Raw genomic sequence first — 20,073 nt, forward strand, 5'->3', positions numbered from 1 at the left:
AACGCCTGCCTTTCGGCAGTCAGGCCACCGCCTTGCGGATACCTCATGTCTCGGGCGTACCGCAGCGATCACCACCTGTCAGCCCTGACGACACCGCGCAGACAAAGTCAGTAACCGTCAGCCGGAGGTCTCCAGGACGCGGTGGGCGGCGGCGAGCCAGCGATCTTTCCGGGCCTTCGCCTGGCGCAGGGCAGGGGTATGGGCCCGGATCTGGTGCTGTTGAATGCGGGTCTCGGCTGCGACCCAGACCTGGACCAGCTGGGTCTCGTCCTTGCAGGCAACGTCGCGTCCGGCGACGGCGCGTTCGTCGGGAGTGGCGTGTGCGGTCCTCGTCCAGCGTCGGTCGCCCGCGGCTGCCAGGGCATCGGGATAGTCGAAACCCGCCCTTCGCATGCACGCGCTCCACTTCCGCATGGCGGCCCGTACTGCGGGGTCGCGCTGAGAGGCATCCAGTGCGGTGCCGGTGAGCTGGTTGAAGGTGTGTGCGTCGGGCTGTGGGAGACCGCCGCCGAGTCGGCGCATGGCCTCCTTGAGGCACCCCCCGTCGCCGGAGGGCCCGTACGCGGCGCGCTGCACGCCGGCGGGCAGCTCTTCGCGTTCGTCCCATGCGCGGTCGCGTCGGGTCAGCGCCGGCGGGGCGGGAGGCGGATGGTATCCGTAACGGCGGGCGACGGCCGCCTCGATGGCCCCGTAGCGTCGGCGGTTCTGTGGTTCGAGGTCGCGAGGACTGATGCGGGGCAGCGTCTTCCAGTCCATCCCCTGGTCCTTCATGCACCGGCGCAGAAGGACGTCCTGGGCGTCGTCGAGGGTGTTGGTGTCGGCGTCGGTCAGGGCGTAGACGTCCAGAGGAAGCCGTAGGTCCCGGGCCTGCCGGCTGGGAGCCGGAGGTGGACCGGCCGCGGGGGCTGCCCCGGTTCCGGAAGTTGGTGGCGCTGCCGTGCAGGCGGTGGTGGCAAGGAGCAGCGCGAGCACGGTAACGGTGGCGGCCGGGGTGCGCGATGCGTGCATGGCGGGGCCTTTGGTATGGACGGAGGAAACGACAGGGCCGGGTGGGGTGCGCTCCCCTGCGACGCACCCCACCCGCTTCACCCCCGGGTCAGCGGAACTTGATCGAGCTGGTGGTGTCCGCCATGCCGCGGTTGCCGAAGTGGGCTTCTTTCTGCCCGCTGAGCAGGGAGAACTTGGCGCCGTGGTAGTGGCTCTCGGAGTAGAAGGTGACCGCCCGCCTGCCCCGGTTCTTGGCGGAGCTGATGGTGTCGTTCCAGGAACTCGACTTCAGGTTCTTCTGGTTGTTCTTGAAGACCTTGCTCTTGCCCTTGTACTTGGCGTGCTCCCAGACCTCGACCTTCTGCCGGGGCCTGGCCTTGCCCGCGGCGGTGTCGGCGGTATCGCCGGTTGCGGTCCGGATGTGGTGGACCGTGGGGGCCGGCTGGGGGCCGTTGGCCAGGGCGGGCAGCGCCGGCCCGAGCACGAGCGCGGCGGCCGTGACGCCCAGTGTGGTGATTCGGCGGATACGCATGCGGTGTCCTTCTCGCTGGTTCCTGTGATGGGCGGCGCAGCCGACCCCTACGGTCTTTCGGACCTGGTGGTCCCGTCCGCGCCACATCCAGGTTCTTGCGGCGACGGGTGAGGCGACGAGGTGATTCGGCATGGACCGAACAACCACAAGCCCGGCATCATCGGTGCATGGCGTTACGGATCCACTTCACCCTCGAAGACCTGGCACGTACCCGACTGGCACCGGCGCCCCGGCCGTTGCTGGACGTGAGCATGGCCATATGGATGGTCCGGCAGCCGGACTGCACCGCGCGCCTGGACACCTGGCAGCGCGAGGCCTTCACACGGCTGGCTCCCCCGGTACGCACACTGGTCGGCCGGCATCCCTGGATGGGGCGGTCCCCTGACTTCGTGTTGACCCCCGTGGAGGCCGCGACGTCCCAGGAAGCGATCGACATCGTGTCCGCCACCCCCGTGGCACAGGTCCAGGAACAGATGTCCGGTCTCAACCAGCGCGGATATCCGGTCCCCGGCTGGCTACGGCGCCTCGGCGACGACCGCGGCGCGCTGCGTCAGTACCTCGGCATGCTGCAGCAGATCCACGAGCACGTGGTCCTCCCGCACTGGCCGCAGATCGACGCGCTGGCCGCCGCGGACCGGGCCCTGCGCGTCCAACGCCTGACCGAGGGCGGTGTGGAGAGCATGCTCGCCGGCCTCGATCCACGCCGCATCCGCTGGGATCCACCCGTACTGGAGGTGCAATTCCCCGGCCGGCTCGACGTCCATCTCGGCGGCCGGGGACTCCTCCTCGTTCCCACCCTGCTCGGCGGAGACCCCTTCTTCTCGCTGGACCCGTTCAACGTGGCCGACGCCGAGCCCCAGCGCTGGCTGTCCTTCTCGATCCACAGCGCCGGACAGCCCGCCCACACCCACAGGCCCTCCACAGCACACACGGACGAGACGAACGGTGCTCCGCAGGCACTTTCCGCACTCCTGGGACGCACCCGCGCCGCCGTACTGTGCGCCATCGCCGACCATCCCGGCTGCAACACCACCGAACTCGCCCGCCACACGGGCATCGCCCCGGCCAGCGCCAGCGAACACGCCACTCTCCTCCGCTCCGCCGGCCTGACCGCGGCAGCACGGCACCGCAACATGATGCTGCACACCGTGACCAACGCGGGCCGCTCCTTCATCTCCCAGGCGAAGGCCCGGATGGCGGCAGGTTGAGAGGTCACTTCTGCTGGTTGTGCTCCACCATGTGTCTCAGTGCTTCCCAGGTGCCGCTTGTTTCCCGGATCAGCGTGTGACGGAGGAGTACGTAACAGGGTGAACCGCGTCTCCTGGAATGAGACAGATCCTGCGGGATGAGGCAGGCAATACGGGCACACCATGAACACAGACGATGCCTGAGCCGCCGACGGTCACTGTGCGCCATCTCGCCACAAGGAGATATTGCGAGCAAACAGACTCTGCCGGTGAAAACGACCTCTAACTGAGCGTTTGGTCCTGTAGCGGGTGTCTGGTTCCGCGGGGTCAGGTTCCGCGCCAGGTGGGGGTGGTTTCGCCGGTGAGGCGGCGGGTCATGAGGTCGATCATCGCGAGCTGGATCAGGGCTTCGCTGCGGTGGGGGTGGGTTTCGTAGTCGCGGGCGAGCCTGCGGTGGTGCATGAGCCAGCCGATGCTGCGCTCGATGGTCCAGCGCCGCGGAATGATCACGAAGCCGCGGCGGCCCGGCGGGCGGGCGACGGGCTCGACGTCGATGCCCAGCGCCGCGCCGTGGTCGATGGCGGTGGTGCGGTAGCCGGCGTCCACCCACGCCTTGCGGATGCGGGGGTGGGCGGCGGCGATGCGGGAGAGCAGCTGCACGCCGGCCGGGTGTCGGAGACGCTGGCGGCGGTGACCAGGACGGTCAGCAGCAGGCCGAGGGTGTCGCAGCCGAGGTGGCGCTTGCGGCCGACGATCCGTTTCCCGGCGTCGGTGCCCTGGCCGGCCAGCGGCACATTGGCGGAGGTCTTGATGGTCTGGGAGGCCAGCACGCACGCGGACGGCTCGCCGTCGCGGCCCTCGGTCTCGCGGACCCGGCGCCGCAGCAGGCCGGTCAGCTGAGTGAAGACGCCGTCCCGCTGCCACGTGGCGAAGTAGCCGTAGACGGTCTGGTGGGGCGGGAAGTCGTGGGGCAGGTAGCGCCAGGGGATGCCGGTGCGGTCCACGTACAGGATCGCGTCCATGATGCGCCGCAGGTCGTGCTCGGGCGGGCGGCCGATGTCCAGGGCGTCGCGGCGGCGCCGGGCCCGCCAGGCGGTGAGCACGGGGGCGATCAGTGCCCAGCGGTCGTCGGACAAATCGCTGGGGTACCCGTCGCGCGGGGTCATGTCTTGGATGTACCGCGCGGCGGTCGGCTTGGCGAGGGGGCGAAGGGCTGCGGACTGCCCCGTCGCAGAAGGAGACGGGAGATTCCGGGACGAGACGGCCCTCAGCCGCTGGATCCCACACCGATCGGCTCACCGGACCCTTCCGTCCCGAGCCAGCACACCCGCCCCCCCGCAGACTGCAATGAGACAGGACCAAACGCTCAGTAAGACGATATCTTGGTTGGTGAACTGGAAGATGTCTATGGGCCCCTACAGGTCCTGATCGGGTGCCGTGATCCCGAGGTCGACACGCATGACGTGGCGCAATCTCCACAAGGGGCCCCATAGCTGGTCCATGCTCGCCCAGGCGGCTTCCAGGTTCTCTCCCTGCTGGGTAGTGCCTCCATCGAGTCGCATCAGCAGGCCATAGAGATCGCCAAGATGACGGTTTGCCGTGCTGGCCGCCTCCGCCACGGTGTCGGGCAGCACCATCTGGGCCTCGGCGTGACGCAGGCGGTGCTCACGGCGTGCCCGGTCCAGGTCTGATCGCAGCTCCTCGGGCACCTCGCCTCGTTCCAAGGCGTGAAGGACCTTCGTCATCACGTTGGCCAGGTCGCGAGTACCCGCACTGAGCGTGGCATAGCACGTGCGCCGCGCCTCGAGCTGGGCCTGGCGCGTGGCGTACTCGCGTTCATCTTGTTGGAGTTGCCTGTTGTGTTCCAGCTCGCGGGCCCTGGCACGGTCGGCACCGCGCTGTGTGATCACGGCGGCTGCGAGCGTGCCGCCAATGCCCAGAACCGCGATCACGATCTGGCTGATTGAGCTGTTCAAGCTGCCCCCCGGCTCCGATGGGCTCGCCGGGACTGTACCCGCTGCTGGACGTTTCTCCTCAGCGGACGATGCGCCGGTAGCAGATCAGGGAGCTGGCAAGGCCGACGAAGGCCAGGAAGTGCTCGGCCTTGCGTTCATATCGGCGGTGCAGGCAGCGGCAGCCGCCCAGCCAGGACAGGGTGCGTTCAGAAGCTGATTGTGAGCCGGTCATGCCACGTCGAAGGGTGCCGAGCTGGAGGCCGGTGGCCTGGCGATGAGGCCCGTTGAGGGGATGCGACCGGCGGTTCTATGCTGGTGAGCACCTGCCCCAGCCCCCGGTCGGTGCCCCCTTCGTCAGAGCGGTCACGAACGACAGAGCAGACCGCCGGATCCGCATTCGAGCAGCGGACGCACGGATCCGGCTTGTCCGCCGCCCGTTGCCCGGGGCACTCCCGCGGTCCCCGCAACGGCCAGCGAGCCGCCCGTCCGGGACCGGAGAGGAGCCGTGTCCCGGACGGGCGGCTGCGGCGGCGTCTGCTCTGTCCCTTCCTCAGTACCCCGCTCGCCCGGCCTTTCACGGAGGCTCGATGGCGAAACACCCACTCGCGACCGCTGGCGCGTTTGGTCACCACACGGCGCGCACACCGGCGTTGAAATCCGCAGCCCGGACTGCCCAAAGGGTTACTGCTCCTCCTGGAGCCAGCTTTCCAGCGTGGCCAGGGTCCGCTCGTCGTCGGCCCGTTCCTCGGCACTGAGGCCGGGGTCGGCCAGCTTGACACGCAGCTTCTCCACCGCCGACCTGATCACCGGTCCTTGACCCGGTGCTTCAGGCCGCGGAGAAACAGGGGCATCGGCGTGGCGACGCTGCGCGAACTGTTCCCGGGTGATCAAGCCCTCGCGTAGAGCTTGTTCCCACCCGGCTTCGGCGTGATCCTCGTGCGGGTCCTGTTCCTGGAGGGTGCTCTCCCATGCGTCCGGATCATCGACCGGCTCGGGATCAGCCCAGGGGTCGGGCTCGTAGGACAGGCCGTAATCCGGGCTATCCGGCCCGTACGGAGATTCGTGAGGGCGATAGGTCATGGCGGTACTCCCTGCCAACGCCGGCTCGCGGGGCGTACTCCCCCGCCGTGAAGGTCTGCTTGCGTGTGTTTGGCCGGGACAGCAGCGAGGCCGGCAGACAGCTTCGGCTTCGTGATGGGGGACGTTGGTCTGCCGTCCGGGGGCCGCGTTGCGCGAGTGGCGGCCGCTATCGGACCGCCGACGGACAGCACGCCGGTGCGCTATCCCTCCGGGACGCCCAGCAGGATTGACGCGATCTCTGGGTGAGCGTGCACGGCCTGCCGCAGCGCGTGCGCTGTCAGTCCTGCCCGCCGGGCTGTGGGCCCCAGCTCCTGTCCATGGTGGAGCACCAGGTCCACCGCGGTCGCCGTTACCGCGTCGCGCCGCATGTCCAGGGCGCGGCGCTGCCGGTCCAGCAGCCGCAGCCGCTTCTCCGTCTCGGTGTAGAAAGCCATGACCACATGGCACCCCGAGGCCCGACCGGCGGACTATGGGGCCGACCGAGTTTCATGTCTCCAAAACCGGACCGGTACGGTCCGGGCGCTCCGGCGCGCACTGGCAGCGTGTCGTGGACGTGGAGAAGCTGACTTTGCTCGCGGGTGAGCGCCCGGCTGCACCGGTCGGTGCAGCCGGTCCCGATGGCAAGCCAACGCTCTGTGCCTCAAACTCTCGCAAAGTCGGCCGACGCGTCGCGGGCCGCGTTCTCGGCCCGGTTCGCCTCGGGCCGCAGGGCGGCTACACGCTCGGCCGACAACCCGGAGATGTCAGTGTGCCGATGGGCATCCGGGTGTAGGGCGGCCCCAGCCCCACACTGCTTCCGGAAACTCCTCGACGACATCCGCCAAGGCTTCCGCGAGCCCGATGATGCGCTCGTACGGTTTGCGTTCCTGGATCCAGCCGATGATGTGGGCTTCGTGCAGGCGCCAGCCCATCTTGGTGTCCGCCGCTGTCCGGATGACGTGCTCGGTGAGGATCAGACTGGCGAAGGCGGGGTCGGTTGAGCATGCGGTCATTCGGGGGTGGCGGGTGGGTGAGAGGTCTACGGGGGTGCCGGCTCGGGGTGGGAGGGGCGGTGCGGCCAAGCGGCGGACGAGGCTGGTTGGGGAGAGGACGGTGGCGGGCAGCGCGGTGGGCAGGGCCAGTACTGCCACGGAGTACATGCTGACGTCGGTGGCGTGCCGGCCGCCTTTGTGTACGGCGGCCAGGTGGAAGAGCGTTGCCGCGTAGCTCCTTATGTGTCCTTCGAGGATGTGCTTGACGTGGTTGCCGCGCGGGCCGAAGGGGTGGCCGGGGGCGCCGAAATGTTTCACCCAGTCGCGGGATTCTCGCTTGCGGTAATGCCAGTCGGGATCCTCGCGGTATCTGCGGAGGCTTTTTCGGAACCGCCACATTCTTGGCTGTCTCCTCACTCCTTGTATGCGCCGTCCGGGTCGGTCAGCTTGGAACGAGGCTTGTCGAACGGGCTGTCCGGGTGGTCGGCGGTACGGTCGGTCTCGTTGGCATTGGCATCTCCGTACACCACACCGTTGGCGGCGGCTTCCCGGCCAGGGCCGAAGCTGGGCCCGGTCTCGAGGTCCCGGTGCCGCCCCCCGCCGCCAGGTCCGCCACGGTCGTACCAGGTATCGCCACCGTGCACCGCCGCGCCGCCCGCCGCACCGCCAAGGGCGCTGGTGATCAGGTCGGGGATGATGCTGTCGCTCGTCTTGCCGCCCGCGTTCCCGTCGGCGATGTCGACCGCGTCGGCGGCCGTCTGGCCCGCCCCGCTGGTGACAGCGCCGGTAACCGCCCTGCCCGCGAGCCCTCTGCCTCCGACGACATCGCCCAGCGCACCGGGCAGCTTGGCGCCCAGTGCCCGGCCGCCCGCTCCCACCACGGTGCCCACCCCGCCGGCCACCGCCGCGTCCTGGAAGTCCTGGCCCCAGGTGATCTCCTGGCCGGTGAAAGCCTGGCCCAGCACGTTGCCCGTGAAGTTTCCCGCGGTGTTCGTCGCGAACTCCACGCCGAATTTCAGGAGCTTGCTGGACTGCATCACCCTTCGAAGAGCCTCCAGAGCCGACTCGACCTGCTTGAGGACCCTGCCGAGCCGTGCGACGACAACACCTGCCTCAGCGACTTCCGCTGCCGCGCTCCCGGCGGCCACCAGGTCGGAGAACCCTGCCGTGACGACGGTCAGACCGATGCCCACGGCCGCGGTGACGGCCAGTTCCTCAAGGACGTGCTCGATCTGCTTGTTGGTGTCCTCGATGTGGTTGGCCGCCTGCTCCAATTCCTTCGCCACCTGGTGGAAGTCGGGCAGTGCATGATCGATCTGCTCTTTCGTGTGTGTCCAGTGGGCGCGGAATCCTTCCGCCGCCTGGCCATCCCAGTCGGTTTTGTCCAGGTCTTCCACCTGGCGGTTCAAGTCGGCACCGACAGTCCACAGATCCTGGGCCATTTCCCGCCACACAGCGGCACATTTACGCAGTACCTCGGGATTGCCGCCGGGCTTGAGAATGTTGAAACTCTTTTCAACGTGCTGTTCTTCGGCCACGGCCGTCACGCCCCCTGGAAGGCGGACGCGTGCCGCGCTTCGGCTTGCTCGTAAGCAGCCGCGGAGCGGTTGAGGCCGCCTGCGTATCCGGCAAGTTGCCGACGCAGCTGCTGCAGGCTGACGACCGTGGCCTGCGTCATTTCGACGTACTTCTGCAGCGCTTCGGTGGATTCACTGAGCACACCGAACGCATCATCCACGTTCTCCGCCTTGCCGGCGAAAAGCGTGAGCTGCTCTTCCAGTCGGGCACCTGTCCGCGTGAATGCCTCGGACAGGGACCGGAGTTTTTCCGGGTGTACGGCGAAGTGTTCTTTTGTCATGGTCGGCTCCCCGCGACGGACCTGATTACTTCAAGCATGCTAAGGGCGGCAGGTCGCCTGCGTGCCGGCGTACCCATCAAGATCGCGACAAGGCGGTTCAATTCTCGGAAAGCAGGTAGCAATGGGGCGGCAAACTGCGCCACCTTACTGAGAGGTGGCGCAGCCGGAGGCTCCGGAACGTTGGCCTTATAGATGGCGCGGTGGTGCGACATCGAGGGGCTGTTCGCCTTTGCGGCGTGGTGCGATCACATCCGAGTAGTGCCGGTCGAAGGTGAGGATCAGGGGGCGGCGCAGGCGCCAGGCCAGGGCGGCGTTGACAGTGTCGGCCAGGCCGAGGGCGTGGCCCTCGTAGGTGGTCATCAGGGCTTCGGCTTCGGAGAGCAGGTCGCCGTCCACGTCGGCGATCTGTCTGCGGCCGAGGCGGGCCAGGGCGGTCAGATGGCGTACCGCGCCGAGCGCGGCCCGCTCGCCGGCCTGCCGGGTCAGCAGGTAGTCCAGTTCGGCCAGGCACAGCGGGGAGATGACCAGCGTCCGGGGCAGCCCTAGCACCTCACGGGCGGCGCGGTGGTTACGGTCCCGGGCGTTGAACACCGCGAGCAGGACCGAGGTGTCGGCGACGGCGAACGCCGGCGCAGTGGTCACCGGCGCAGGTACGCGTGGGTGTGTTCGGACAGATCCGGCGGTCCGTCGAACAGCGCGGGCCAGTCGGGTACGGCCGGATCGTCTCCGAGCGCCGTGTCGGGGACGACGATCTGCCCGGCGGCCCACTGGATGGTGAGAGCTTCCGGGGACTGGCCGGTGACCGCTGCCAGCTGGCGCAGGTAGTCCGCGGTGGCACCCGTGGCCGTGACGTGTGCGGTGATGCTGGGCCCGTCCTCGGGCCCTCGATGCACGGCGGTAGCCCTCCGGCGACGTCCGGCGCTCCACCAGCACGGCGGGCGCGGCCGTCTGCGAGGCCGGGGCGGCGGCCGCCGTGGCGGGGACGGCCTTCACGGGCACGGGCGCGAGGACGTGAACGGTCCGGACACGCACAGCAGAACGCAGGAGGCCCCGTTGCAGCGGGGCACCTCCGCAAGATGGCACGGCCAACAGGTCAGCCACTGGTCTTCCTCCGCTTCCGACGATGACGGACTCTCGCGGCCGGAGGGCGTACGACAAGAGGAGGGCCCGGCGGACCTCCCGCCGGGCCCTGCCGTCCGTCATCCGCAGCAACCGGGCTCACGCGCCCGGATCGATGTCCAGCGAGACCACGCTCCCTCTGCCGGGGAAGAACGACAGACGACGCCCTTGGCCGTGGCACTGGGCGAAGGCGGCAGCGGCTGTGTCGTCGTACGGCACTTCCGCCTCCAGGGCCGCGCTGTCCTTCAGCCATTGCTCGCGCAGCCATTCGACCTCAGCCTGGTAAAGGTCCCCCTGGTGAGGAGTTCCCTGAGACACCACGCAGTACGGCCCGCGCATGCGCCGTCCCGGCTGGACGAGGTCCACCACCACGATCAGGCGGCTGCCCGGCTCCAGCGGCCATGCTCTGCTGATCCTTGAGCCACTGGTCGAACTCACCACGGCCGGCCACCCGGATACGCAGACGCGAACCGGGATTGCGCTTGTACCAGCGCTGATCGTCCACCGTCGCCCGTTCCGCCGCGGCGATGGCCCGGGACCCGGGCTGGGTCGGAGTGAAGTGGATCATCCGTCCTCCCCACACAGGTGCGCCCTTCTGCGCTGTCTTGCCCGCCACCACGAACCCCTTCGACAACCGGATGTGACGCCAGTTCAACGTCTTCGCCCGGGCCACAGTGATGCTCCGACCGGGCGCAACCTACGCGGTCTTCACGAAGGTCTGGGGCACCGTCGAGCCGGACGTTGCACCCGCCCGCTCGGCTCGCGCCCGGCGCAGGGCAGCGGCATGGGAGGCGTCGGCCACTCGCCGCTGCTTGGCACGCACGTCCTCGAGGTGAGCCGGGCCGCCGTCCGGGGCCGGCTCGGGATCCGGGAAGGCGCAGCGGCTCAGCTGACGCATCGCCGCAGGGACAAGAAGGCGCCATCCGGATCCATGACGAAAGAGCCAGAGATGCATTGAGCAGTATCCCAATCTCCGTTTAAGACAGGCTTTTTGGGCGCGAGGTGGGTGGTTGGTTGAATGTTTTGCTCAGCACCTAAATGATCTTGTCTGCGTGTTTACTCGCTTTGTGACGGGTGTCATACAAGTTGCCCTTTTTGGCGGCAAGGGTGGATGCGTCCCCAGCCATGGGGGCGGAAGTGATTGAAAGGTTTAAATGTCTATGCGTATCGGCCTGCGTTCGGCCCTGGCCACCACTGTGATTGCCGCCGCGATCGTGTCCTCCACGGCTGGCACCGCCATGGCTGCCGCCCCGGCTCCGCAGGGCAAGGCTGCAAATGTCTTTGCCAAGGACGGTGAGGTGGCGAAGTTCGCGGCCACCTCCACGTTCAAGCTCAACCTGCCCAAGGGGGACCATGCGGTCCTTACCGACCACGGCGTCCGGTTCCTCAAGGCCGACGGGACGCTGGACGGCGGCATGAAGCGGGTCGACGTCAAGGACAAGGCCGGGAAGATTCACAAGGCCACCTGGACCCTCAAGGGTGACCAGCTCACGCAGAAGATCGCTGACGTGAAGGGCTCCACAATTGAAGGCGTCGTGGTCCCGCCGACGACCCAAGGTAAGGTGACAACACGCACCAAGCGCTCCAACTCGAACTGCTTCTGGGATGGTGTGGCAACCATGGGTGCTGGCCTTGGCGTTATTGGTAGCGTTGTAGCGGCTCCAGTCAGCGGCGGGACGACGCTGGCCGCTACCGGAGCCCTTATGGGCGGAGCGGCAGCGGCAGCCCACGGCGTCCAAGGCTGCTTTTAAGGATTGCTGATAATGCTTATCGGACGGATACTCCTCGCCATCTCGCTTGTCCTTGCGCTCATCGTGACGGCTAGCGGTTTTTGGCGTGGTGATATGTGGGGTATCGCCATTGGTGCTCTGCTGACATGCACCACGGCGAGTGGCGCAGTCGCAGCCTGGCGAGCCCGCCGATAGCAAGTACACCCTGGTAGCTACACCGGCATGTTGATACCCCGTTATGGGTATTGGCGCCCTCTGCATGAGGTGCAGCGTGTTGGCGTAGCTCCGGGGCACTTCCGTTCATCCCCGAAGACATTGGACAACACGGGGCGGCCGGAACCTGTGGTGAATCGATACTTCAGCGACGGCTAGGGGGCGAATAGGACCCCGACTTGTCCGCTTCCCGGGCTGCGCTCAGGGACCGTACGAGATGGGCGCGTTCGGCGGGCGGCTGGCCGCGGCCGCAGCGTACAGCGAACTGCAGCAGGAGCGAGGTGAGGCGGCGGGCGAGGTGCGCGGGCCGGGGGCGGCCGGCCTTCGTGGTGCACGTCTTCCTGCGCGATGCCGTGCACGTGGGGCATGTCCAGTCCAGTGCGTCCCAGTCGGCCGCCATGCATCGGTCCTCTCGTCGGCTATCAGGTCAGCCACCCCGGCGATGGGGGTGGTCACAGGGTGACAGCGACTCGGCGGTTACTCCGCCGGTGACCAGGGAGCGGAGCGCAAGCGCGCGACGCTGTGCCGGGCGCGGCCCTCCGGCGGTCCGCCGGCCGCCTTGCCCACCGCGACCATGGAGACGATCGCCCAGCCCGGGTTCGGGTCCAGTTCCTTGGTGAGCCCTTCCAGGTCGAAGGCCCGGAATTGGTGTGTGGCCAGCCCCATGGCCTGGGCCTGAACGGTCAGGTGAGCGATGGCCTGGCCGAGGTCGTAGTCCGCAAACTCGGAGTACAGCAGCTGCGTGTCATCGACGTGCCGGCGGGTCAGCGTGACGACGAGCAGGCTCGCGTCCGTCGCCCAGCGGGCTGAGCTCGGCGCAAGGTGAGGGAGCACCCGGTCGTGCTCCGGCTCACCGGGCCTGCTGGTGAAGAAGCTCCACGGCTGGGAGTTCCCTGCCGACGGCGCCCACCGCGCGGCTTCCAGCAGCAGCCCCAGGGCGTGGTCGTCGACAACTGCAGACGGATCGAACCGGTAAGGGCTGAAACGCCCGGCAAGCAACGGGTGTATGCCGCTGGGCGGCTCCTGAGGATGGTGCACGTTCCGCTACAACCGGCGCCCGCGGGTGCCTATTCCGGCCGGTGCGAGCGCGGGCACCGCCCACGTCAGACGATCTACCGGCGGGCAACCGTACCAAGTGACGTCAGCCACCCCACCCGTAACGGGGAAGCCTCAGATGTGCATGAGGACCTGCCGGAGGGGGTGCCTCGAAAAAACGGCTCTGACCAGCAGAAACGAGGAACTGCAACTGGAGTACCAAGCAAAGCGTCGGCGGGAGAGCCCATGACCTTCCCGCCGACGCGTCCGTATGCCGGCGCTCAGCTGCGGTGCTGTGTGCGGAGCCTGTGTGCGGTGGCCCATGCGGCGCCGGTGAGGAGCAGGAAGGTCACGCCTGCCGCGGTCGTCCTCGGCACGAGATCCGCCCACGTGTCACTGGTGTCGGCGTTGAGCCATGCCAGCGCGGCCAGGAGCCACAGCGGCAGACCGGCCCAGGCCAGCGACCCCGCCACCCAGCGCAGTGCCTGGGCGGTGCTGCGCCCAGCCGTGCGAAACGCCTGGGCGGCGAGCAGTACCTGGGCCAGGAAGTACGCCTCGCCCAGCACGAGCCCTGTCCAGTACGAACCTGACAGCCAGGCGGTGGCGGGGACGCCGATCAGCATCGCGGCGACCCCGGCCGCGGCCCACACCGCCGTACAGGCCCTGATACGGGTACGCGCTCGTGTGGTGGGCACCTCAGTCTCCGTCCGGGGCAGTCGTCATAGGGGGCGTCTTGTCGTCACAGAAGATCACTCGCTTCGGTGTTTCATTGGTCGTGGTGAGCGGCGGAACCGTGATGGTGGGCCTCAGGGGATGAAGGCGGGATCGATGCCCATCGCGGCGACGCCGTCGCGCACACAACGGTCGAACTGCTCGAGCTCCGCCACGAGATCGTCCCAGGCGATGGGTGAGGTCCAGAAGTCCGGCGTGTAGGTGGAGCCGATTCGCCAGCCCTCGTCGGAACCCGTGATGCGGATCAGCCCCGGGTCCGCCTGCATCGAGTCGAGCTCAAAGTCCTCCCAGCCGGCGTCCGGGCCCTGGAGCCAGAGCGCCACGCGGTACGCCAGCTCGGCCACAGGGAATGTCTCCTCGGACCACACCACCCGCCCGTCTTCCCAGATGGACAGATCTGCCTCGATGTCGAGGAGGAGCACATCCAGGGGAGCCTCCTGCGGGGTGAGGCCGCGCCGCGGCAGATCCGACAGTCCGAAGTTTCGGCAGGTGAATCGCACTGCCCGGCCTCCATGAGATCTGAGGCCCTGCTCCGGGCCGCCCAAATGCGGACAACCGTACCAAGTGGCGTCAGCCACCCCACAAGCCTCAGATGCGCGGGGCCTGCTGCCCGAGACGGTGCTCACCACCGCCCCCGACACCGGCTACGACCTGCCATACGACCACCTCACCACCTCGTCGAACGCTCCGAGCCCGCCGTGGCATGAACGGCCTCAACCCGTCTGCGACTGAGCGTGTGAGCCGGCGGCTCTGAGCGGCGCAGCCGGCGGGGAGCGCCGCTTTCATGGCCTGTGTCCGGTTTCCAGCGACGTCTGGGCGGTCATCACAGCTGCGCGCTGTGCTGGGCGCGTGCCTTCTCAGGCGCTTCTCAAGAGGTTGGGTCCGGCCGTCATGACGGGGGTGGTGCGAACTGTAGTCCGGCCACGGCGCGAAACACCTCTTCAGGGTCCCGGCCGCCCAGCGGGCGGTCCAGGTTTCCGGCGAGGAGCAGCGTTGCGAAGCCGTGGGCCAGTGACCAGGCGGACATGAAGGCCAGTTCCAGGTCGGTGCCGCCACGGGCCGCGACGCCCTTGCGTAGCCGCTGAGCTGTGCCGTCTGTCGCCGCGACAAGTGCCGGGTCGTCGGTGCGCAGCAGTTCCGGACGGAACATCACCTGGAAGTGCGCCGGATGCTGGGTCGCGAAGCGGACATAGCGAGCTCCCAGGTCGCCTAGGTCCCGTGCGTCCGCCAGCGTCTGCGTGAGCAGGATGTGCCCCTCGGTGGCGATGGCGGTCAGCAGTCCTGTCCGGTCGGTGAAGTGGTGGGCCGGGGCGGCGTGCGAGACGCCGGCCCGGCGGGCGAGATCGCGCAGGCTCAGAGCAGACGGTCCATCGGCGGCGATGACGTCGAGGGCCGCGGCGAGGACGGCGCGCCGCAGATTGCCGTGGTGGTACGGGCGCTGGCTGGTCATGGTCACCAGGCTACGCAGAATCTAGACATTGACAAGTTGTAGGTCGGTGACCAATCTAGTCAGCGTCAAGTTATGGGTGGCTACGAGGAGGAACAATGCTGCAAGACCCGGCCCGGGTACGGCATATGTGGCATCTGCTGGAACCTCTGCATGCCGTGCTCTACTACGCGCCCGAGGCTTTCGAGGAGGCCGCCGCGCTCGGCTTCGCGACCGATACGCGGTGGCCGAGCTACTTCCCGTACCGGGCCGCGCCCCTCGGGCCGGTACGACCCGGACAGATCGCGTCGGTCTTCTACAGCTTCAGCCCGCGGACGGTCGAGCGGTATGCCGCTCGCGTCTGGGAGACCGCCGCACCGGTCGATGTGCTGGCTGCCCGGTCCCGGGCGGTCGACCGGACCTACCGCAGGCTGCTCGGCAAGCACATTGGCAGCCCCGAGCTCGCCGAGGCCGCCACGCTCGCCCACCAGGCCGCCGAGGCCGCGGTGACCGCCGGACGGCCGCTCGCCGCTGCCAACGCCGCACTGGAATGGCCCGACTCGCCGCATCTACGGCTGTGGCACGCCGCGACCGTGTTGCGCGAGCACCGCGGCGACGGGCATCTGGCCGCCCTGCTCACCGCCGGCCTCGATCCGGCCGAGGCGCTGGTGTCCTTCGCCGCCGTAGGCGCCGCGTCCGACAGGACGTTCCAGAGCCGGGGCTGGAGCGCCGAGGAATGGGCCGCGGCCCGCGAACGGCTTGCGGCCCGCGGCCTGCTGGACTCCGACGGCACCGCAACCCCCGCCGGCCGCCAGCTGCGAGCGGAGATCGAACGGCGCACGGACGAACTGGCTGCCGGGCCCTGGACCGCCCTCGGTGAGGAGGGCACGGCCCGGCTCGCTGATCTCCTGGGCGAGTTCTGGGTCGCCGTGCTCGGCTCTGGCCTGCTGCCGTCAGAGACGACGCTGGGCATCGGCAAGGTGTGACACCCACAGCGGACGGACAGCGCGGCCTTTGACGCACAGGAATCCCGACCGGCAGAACGAGGCGGTAGACGAAGAAGTCCGAACCGAGCATGCCTGCTACCAACTGAAACACTCATCTGCCACGGTTGAAGCGATCAGTCACGCCATCCACAGGAATTGACAATTACTCCGGTTCGTGAATCAGCACCCTAACGTCGTAGGGACGGATCAAGTCCAGCCCTAACCAGTGAGGCAGCTACCTCCCGAGGAGCAACACTCAGTCACTGCTGCACGGAACCTGAGCCAGAACGAAGCCAAGCAGACGGGGAACGTGCGCGGCCCCGGTGATCTTTCCCCGCAGTTCCGCGGGCGGTCAGTCCCACCGGAATTCCCAGTGGTGTGCGCCGGTGATGCGTTCGGCGTATGCGGCCAGGGTGTGGGGGTGGGGTCCCTGCCAGATGGTATCGGGGCAGAAGGCGAAGTGCTCCGCGGCGAGGAGCAGGGCATCCTCTTTCCGTGCCGGGGGTGCGGCCACGCTCAGGTGGAGGATGGCGGAGCCGAGGGCGACGACGCGTGCGCCGAAGCGCCGTTCCCAGTCACGCACGACGGCGGAGAACTTCGCGGTGTCGTTGTCGTAGTGGACGGGCCCTTCCCCGCCGACGGCTGCGAGGGCATCGGCGCCCCGGGCGGCAGCGACGAGACCCAGGCGGGACCTGGGCCGGCGGGCGGCGAAGGCGTGCGCGTACTCGGCGGCCTTCTTCTCGGGGTCCGTCACGGAGCCGGGGCTGGGTGCCGGTCCCGGCCAGGTCCGCCTGAAGGGAACGGTGGCCGCCGGGTCGTCGTCCGGCGTGAGCGCCGTGTTCGACCGTCTCTCCATGCTGGAACAGGTCAGCTGACCTCTGCGTTCCCTATCGGAAACCGCGCGATGGCCCTTGGTGACCCCACGCCCGGCCGATACCCTGGCAACGGAGCAGGAGCGTACGAAAACACGGTCCGGTAGGTAGTCCGGACGCCGCTTTGCCCGGCAGAGCGGTCAGTAACCTCCCTCCCAGGGTGTCCGGTCCGCCCCTGCTCCCCGTGCCGCCGCACCAGACGGCACGTCAAGGAACGACAACCATGGGAGGCGTCTGTGCCGAGCACGTTCACTGTGTTCTTCGAGGATCCGTTCTGGGTCGGTGTACTGGAGATCAGCGACCCGGAAGGCGTCCGTGCTGCCCGGCATGTCTTCGGCGCCGAGCCCACCGGGGCGGAATTGCTGGAGTTCTCCCTCCACGGCTACGACCGGCTGCTGGAGCAGGCGTTCGCCGCCCCGGTCGTAGAGACCGACATGGCCAGTCGGCCCCGCGTGGTGAACCCCAAGCGGCTGGCCCGAGCCGCCGCCCGCGAGCAGTCCGCCCGCCCAGTCAGCACCGCGGCGCAGGAGGCCTTGGCCCGCAGCTTCGAGGAGTCGAAGGCTGAGAGCAAGGCTGCGGCCAAGCGTCGCCGTATGGCCGAGGACGAACAGCGCCGCGCTCACGCCCGCGCCAAGGCCAAGGCCCGCCACCGGGGCCACTAACCTCCTCGCACATGCCACGCTTTCGATACCCAGCCCGGCCCCGTCCGGCGAGGACCATCGAGAACAAGAGGTTCGCCGCATGACGGAACCCTTCCGGCCGCGCATCGCGGGCCTGTCCGGTTCCCGCTCGTGCGGCCTGCGGGCGTAGCGCACGGTGCCGCGCACGGCGATGAGCTGCGCCACGGCAGCCTCAAGGCCATGGAGTCCGTCGGCTGCGGCTGGCGCCCATGTCCGTCGGCCGCACCGCCCGCGGGACGGGTGGGTATCGGGATCAGGCACATATTCCGTGAGGACGATCATTGGGGGCGGGACCTGCCTCATGGGAGGCAGTGGTGTTCAGGCAGCCCAGCCGCCGGTGTTCGAGTACGACGCGTAGGAGTAGCGGGTGTTGCGGTCCCATTCTTCGCCGGTGATGCGTTCGTAGGCGTGGTCTGGTGTGTAGAGCAAGCTCTCGGCCCAGATGAAGTCGGTGGCGAACGGGGCGAAGGCACCCGGGTCCTGGAGTACACCTTCGAATACCTCCCGGCCGGCGGCGACGACTGCGCAGCGTGCGTAGAGGAAGGCGTCACCGGAAAGGCCCTGTCCGAGTTCCCTGCGGTCCAGGCGGTAAAGGGCCCAGGACAGCTGCTCGGCGAAACCGATGACCACGGACACCGGGGACTGGGCGAGGTGCTCGGTCAGTGCGGCTGCCAGCTGCTCGGAGTCGGGGTCCGGTCCTGTGGGCCTGCAATCCTCGATGAGCTTCCAGAAAGTATCTTCGTTCACACCATCGAGCATGACGCAGGGGTCTGACACTCAGCCTCCGGAGTCACCTGTTCGCTGCTGCTGTGAGCAGGACCCGCTTACGGAGCAGGGGGAGCTTGGCGCGGCCGAACATCTGCCGTTTGATCATTTTGATGTGGTTAACGCGGCCCTCGACGGGGCCGGAGTTCCAGCGGCCGCCCTGACCGCCGCGCTCCCCCGGGAGCAGCCGTACGCCACCCCCGCCCGCGGCCTCCCCGCTCCCCAGCGCAGCGGCCGCGGGTATCGTGAGGGGACTGCGAGTCCGCATGCTGTGCGAAACGCCGACCACCCGGCGTAAAGGGCGCAGCGCGATGGTGCGCACCGACGACCGGGGCCCGCTCTGCTCAGGCTGCTGGCGCCTGGCCGAAAGCGCCCTGCCCGAGCGCGAGGCCCTTTCACCACAGCGGGTAGAGGTCATGACTGCACCCGGCTGGCGCTGGGAGGAAGCCGACGACGCCGGTGACGTCGGCAGCTGAAGCGCAGGCATCCCGTCATGCCGCGGGCCCGTACGGAAGTCCGTACGGGCCCGCGGCATGACGCGCTTCAGTCCACGGCGGCGCGCTGTTCAGCGCGGGCGGCCTCGGCCGCGGCCGCCTGCCGCAGCCAGGCGGCACGGGTCAGCCCGGCGCGGTCCGCCGCAGCGTCGACGCGGGCCAGCAGATCCTTCTGGAAGGAGACGTTGACCTGCGGGCCGATGGCGGGGCGTCCGCGGCGGCCGGGGGCCTGCGAGGGCTGCGGGGTGCGGGCGATGACCTCGGCCACCGCATGCTCGGTGACCAGGGCCGGATCGAGCAGCGGCGCCATCTGGCCCAGATGCTCCCGGCCCCAGGTCACCGGCCTGAAGGGCGTTGTCGGTCATGCCGAGCAGCGACCGGCGGGCGGCGAGCTCGGCCCACTGCGCGTCGAAGTAGCGCGCCAGGGCGGTGGCGGCGCGCTGCCCGGGGGTCAGGGAGCGCACCGGGACGGCCAGCTGGTCGATGACGGTGGCGGCGTAGGCGTGCCAGTCGTAGATGTCGACCGTCCGGTCCTGGGTGATGGCGGCCTGCTGGTGGCGCTCGGCGTACTCGCGCGCCTTGTCCACCCCGCCCAGCATCCTCAGCTCCGCCTCGGTCAGGTGGCTGATGTCCACAGGTCCAGCGGCGGCCGGGCGCTGCTCGACGGGGATGACGGGCGGGGCGGGCAGGACGGCCAGGCGCTCGATGCGTACAGCGGTGACCTCGCAATGGGTTGCGCTCTCGTCCCAGGGGCTGTCGGGGACCGCGGTGACGGTGCGGTAGGTCCACCACACCTCGTACCAGCGCGCGGAGGTGGCCCGGTCCTGGTGCACGGGGTAGAGGGTCAGGTCCGCGTGGGTGCGATCGCCCTCGGTGGGTCAGGTGGCGATGCGGGCGAGCGCCGCGCGCAGCGGCCGGACCGGCATGTGGTCGTTGATGCCCTCGATGAACAGGGTGTTGGGCAGCGTCTTCATGCCTGGCCCTCCAGCAGGGCGTCGATCTCGGCGACGCGGGCCAGCAGACGCGCGCGCTCCGCCCGCAGGGCCGCCGGGTCCGCCGGACGGTCGTCCGCCACGATCTCGTAGGAGTCCACGTCCTCGACCTCAAGCGCCCCGCGCGGCAGGTCGCGGATCTCCACCACCCCATCGTCCCCCGCGTTGATCTCGGGGTAGCGCGCACTGCCGCCGGCGCCGGGCAGCCGTCCCTCGATGAGGACGACGCCTCGGGCGAACCGCACCGGTCGCCTACGGCCTGGACGCACGGCGATCTCCCGTCCGGCGAACTCCGCCCGGTTGCGCCCGACCATGTGGTCGGCCAGCCGCACCCGCACGGTCACCATGTCGCCGTCCGTCTCCGTGCCGTCCGTGCCGAAGATTTCCCGCAGCAGCGCCCGGACGCGCCCCTCGTCGCGGGCGTCGAAGTTCCAGGCGTCGCGCACCGGCCTGTTCCAC

At 68.9% G+C, this 20,073-nt stretch carries 24 protein-coding genes and 2 pseudogenes; 5 read left to right on the forward strand and 21 right to left on the reverse strand.

All coding sequences use genetic code 11. From position 1 onward, the window contains the following. Positions 1 to 117 precede the first annotated feature (117 nt). On the reverse strand, positions 118 to 1,008 hold the full coding sequence (locus ACH4FX_RS40365; protein WP_398486564.1) for a hypothetical protein: 891 nt from the start codon (positions 1,006 to 1,008) through the stop codon (positions 118 to 120). A gap of 88 nt (positions 1,009 to 1,096) precedes the next feature. Beyond that, entirely contained in the window at positions 1,097 to 1,519 is a 423-nt protein-coding gene (locus tag ACH4FX_RS40370; protein ID WP_398486566.1) for a peptidase inhibitor family I36 protein, read from the reverse strand. Positions 1,520 to 1,686: 167 nt separating this feature from the next. Here ACH4FX_RS40370 and ACH4FX_RS40375 point away from each other — a divergent pair, with 167 nt between their 5' ends. Next, complete coding sequence (locus ACH4FX_RS40375; protein ID WP_398486568.1) at positions 1,687 to 2,727, forward strand: winged helix-turn-helix domain-containing protein; 1,041 nt, start codon at positions 1,687 to 1,689, stop codon at positions 2,725 to 2,727. Between the two features lie 306 nt (positions 2,728 to 3,033). Here the strand turns inward: ACH4FX_RS40375 and ACH4FX_RS40380 are convergent. The 11 genes and pseudogenes from ACH4FX_RS40380 to ACH4FX_RS40430 all read right to left on the reverse strand — a co-directional run bounded on the left by ACH4FX_RS40380 (position 3,034) and on the right by ACH4FX_RS40430 (position 10,127). Then, positions 3,034 to 3,872: pseudogene (locus ACH4FX_RS40380) on the reverse strand (IS5 family transposase). Between the two features lie 249 nt (positions 3,873 to 4,121). Next, a complete protein-coding gene (locus ACH4FX_RS40385) occupies positions 4,122 to 4,682 on the reverse strand; it encodes a hypothetical protein (RefSeq protein WP_398486570.1) in 561 nt (186 codons plus the stop codon). A 58-nt stretch (positions 4,683 to 4,740) separates the two neighbouring features. Further along, a pseudogene (locus ACH4FX_RS40390) lies at positions 4,741 to 4,869 on the reverse strand (IS5/IS1182 family transposase); the annotation flags it as partial. A gap of 473 nt (positions 4,870 to 5,342) precedes the next feature. Beyond that, positions 5,343 to 5,741 carry a hypothetical protein gene (locus tag ACH4FX_RS40395; RefSeq protein WP_398486572.1) on the reverse strand — a complete coding sequence of 133 codons (399 nt, stop codon included), beginning with the start codon at positions 5,739 to 5,741 and terminating at the stop codon, positions 5,343 to 5,345. Positions 5,742 to 5,941: 200 nt separating this feature from the next. Next, the gene (locus ACH4FX_RS40400) at positions 5,942 to 6,175 is read right to left on the reverse strand and encodes a hypothetical protein (RefSeq protein ID WP_398486574.1); all 234 of its coding nucleotides are present in this window, start codon (positions 6,173 to 6,175) and stop codon (positions 5,942 to 5,944) included. A gap of 309 nt (positions 6,176 to 6,484) precedes the next feature. Beyond that, positions 6,485 to 7,030, reverse strand: a complete 546-nt coding sequence (locus ACH4FX_RS40405) for a hypothetical protein (RefSeq protein WP_398486575.1) — start codon at positions 7,028 to 7,030, stop codon at positions 6,485 to 6,487. Positions 7,031 to 7,125: 95 nt separating this feature from the next. Beyond that, complete coding sequence (locus ACH4FX_RS40410; protein ID WP_398486577.1) at positions 7,126 to 8,250, reverse strand: WXG100 family type VII secretion target; 1,125 nt, start codon at positions 8,248 to 8,250, stop codon at positions 7,126 to 7,128. A 5-nt stretch (positions 8,251 to 8,255) separates the two neighbouring features. Next, the gene (locus ACH4FX_RS40415; protein WP_398486579.1) at positions 8,256 to 8,570 is read right to left on the reverse strand and encodes a type VII secretion target; all 315 of its coding nucleotides are present in this window, start codon (positions 8,568 to 8,570) and stop codon (positions 8,256 to 8,258) included. 186 nt (positions 8,571 to 8,756) lie between these two features. Beyond that, complete coding sequence (locus ACH4FX_RS40420; protein WP_398486581.1) at positions 8,757 to 9,212, reverse strand: type II toxin-antitoxin system VapC family toxin; 456 nt, start codon at positions 9,210 to 9,212, stop codon at positions 8,757 to 8,759. Beyond that, positions 9,209 to 9,463, reverse strand: coding sequence for a hypothetical protein (locus ACH4FX_RS40425; protein ID WP_398486583.1), 255 nt, complete (start codon positions 9,461 to 9,463; stop codon positions 9,209 to 9,211). Before ACH4FX_RS40425 ends, ACH4FX_RS40420 begins: the two co-directional genes overlap by 4 nt. Positions 9,464 to 9,788: 325 nt before the next feature. Continuing rightward, on the reverse strand, positions 9,789 to 10,127 hold the full coding sequence (locus ACH4FX_RS40430; protein WP_398486585.1) for a hypothetical protein: 339 nt from the start codon (positions 10,125 to 10,127) through the stop codon (positions 9,789 to 9,791). Between the two features lie 722 nt (positions 10,128 to 10,849). Between ACH4FX_RS40430 and ACH4FX_RS40435 the strand changes: the two genes are divergently transcribed. Next, positions 10,850 to 11,440, forward strand: a complete 591-nt coding sequence (locus tag ACH4FX_RS40435; protein WP_398486587.1) for a hypothetical protein — start codon at positions 10,850 to 10,852, stop codon at positions 11,438 to 11,440. 669 nt (positions 11,441 to 12,109) lie between these two features. On the opposite strand, the gene ACH4FX_RS40440 is transcribed toward ACH4FX_RS40435, so the two are convergent. The 4 genes from ACH4FX_RS40440 to ACH4FX_RS40455 all read right to left on the reverse strand — a co-directional run bounded on the left by ACH4FX_RS40440 (position 12,110) and on the right by ACH4FX_RS40455 (position 14,849). Then, positions 12,110 to 12,670: a nitroreductase family protein gene (locus ACH4FX_RS40440; RefSeq protein ID WP_398486589.1), complete on the reverse strand. Its 561-nt coding sequence runs from the start codon at positions 12,668 to 12,670 to the stop codon at positions 12,110 to 12,112. 278 nt (positions 12,671 to 12,948) lie between these two features. After that, on the reverse strand, positions 12,949 to 13,362 hold the full coding sequence (locus ACH4FX_RS40445; protein WP_398486591.1) for a hypothetical protein: 414 nt from the start codon (positions 13,360 to 13,362) through the stop codon (positions 12,949 to 12,951). A gap of 111 nt (positions 13,363 to 13,473) precedes the next feature. Further along, on the reverse strand, positions 13,474 to 13,899 hold the full coding sequence (locus ACH4FX_RS40450; protein ID WP_398486593.1) for a hypothetical protein: 426 nt from the start codon (positions 13,897 to 13,899) through the stop codon (positions 13,474 to 13,476). 389 nt (positions 13,900 to 14,288) lie between these two features. After that, complete coding sequence (locus ACH4FX_RS40455) at positions 14,289 to 14,849, reverse strand: TetR/AcrR family transcriptional regulator (protein WP_398486595.1); 561 nt, start codon at positions 14,847 to 14,849, stop codon at positions 14,289 to 14,291. Positions 14,850 to 14,944: 95 nt separating this feature from the next. Here ACH4FX_RS40455 and ACH4FX_RS40460 point away from each other — a divergent pair, with 95 nt between their 5' ends. Next, positions 14,945 to 15,811: a hypothetical protein gene (locus ACH4FX_RS40460; RefSeq protein ID WP_398486597.1), complete on the forward strand. Its 867-nt coding sequence runs from the start codon at positions 14,945 to 14,947 to the stop codon at positions 15,809 to 15,811. A gap of 352 nt (positions 15,812 to 16,163) precedes the next feature. Here the strand turns inward: ACH4FX_RS40460 and ACH4FX_RS40465 are convergent, their stop codons facing one another. Beyond that, entirely contained in the window at positions 16,164 to 16,565 is a 402-nt protein-coding gene (locus tag ACH4FX_RS40465) for a DUF4253 domain-containing protein (RefSeq protein ID WP_398486599.1), read from the reverse strand. A 354-nt stretch (positions 16,566 to 16,919) separates the two neighbouring features. Here ACH4FX_RS40465 and ACH4FX_RS40470 point away from each other — a divergent pair, with 354 nt between their 5' ends. Continuing rightward, complete coding sequence (locus ACH4FX_RS40470; RefSeq protein WP_398486601.1) at positions 16,920 to 17,345, forward strand: YjdF family protein; 426 nt, start codon at positions 16,920 to 16,922, stop codon at positions 17,343 to 17,345. Positions 17,346 to 17,681: 336 nt separating this feature from the next. Here ACH4FX_RS40470 and ACH4FX_RS40475 read toward each other — a convergent pair whose 3' ends face one another. Continuing rightward, entirely contained in the window at positions 17,682 to 18,110 is a 429-nt protein-coding gene (locus ACH4FX_RS40475) for a DUF4240 domain-containing protein (RefSeq protein WP_398486603.1), read from the reverse strand. A 284-nt stretch (positions 18,111 to 18,394) separates the two neighbouring features. Here ACH4FX_RS40475 and ACH4FX_RS40480 point away from each other — a divergent pair, with 284 nt between their 5' ends. Next, the gene (locus tag ACH4FX_RS40480; protein ID WP_398486652.1) at positions 18,395 to 18,604 is read left to right on the forward strand and encodes a hypothetical protein; all 210 of its coding nucleotides are present in this window, start codon (positions 18,395 to 18,397) and stop codon (positions 18,602 to 18,604) included. A gap of 67 nt (positions 18,605 to 18,671) precedes the next feature. On the opposite strand, the gene ACH4FX_RS40485 is transcribed toward ACH4FX_RS40480, so the two are convergent. Both ACH4FX_RS40485 and ACH4FX_RS40490 read right to left on the reverse strand, forming a co-directional pair. Next, positions 18,672 to 18,962, reverse strand: a complete 291-nt coding sequence (locus ACH4FX_RS40485; protein ID WP_398486605.1) for a hypothetical protein — start codon at positions 18,960 to 18,962, stop codon at positions 18,672 to 18,674. A 630-nt stretch (positions 18,963 to 19,592) separates the two neighbouring features. Continuing rightward, positions 19,593 to 20,060 carry a hypothetical protein gene (locus tag ACH4FX_RS40490; protein ID WP_398486606.1) on the reverse strand — a complete coding sequence of 156 codons (468 nt, stop codon included), beginning with the start codon at positions 20,058 to 20,060 and terminating at the stop codon, positions 19,593 to 19,595. Positions 20,061 to 20,073 lie beyond the last annotated feature (13 nt).

Source organism: Streptomyces sp. NPDC018019 (assembly GCF_044327805.1).
Lineage (GTDB): Bacteria > Actinomycetota > Actinomycetes > Streptomycetales > Streptomycetaceae > Streptomyces.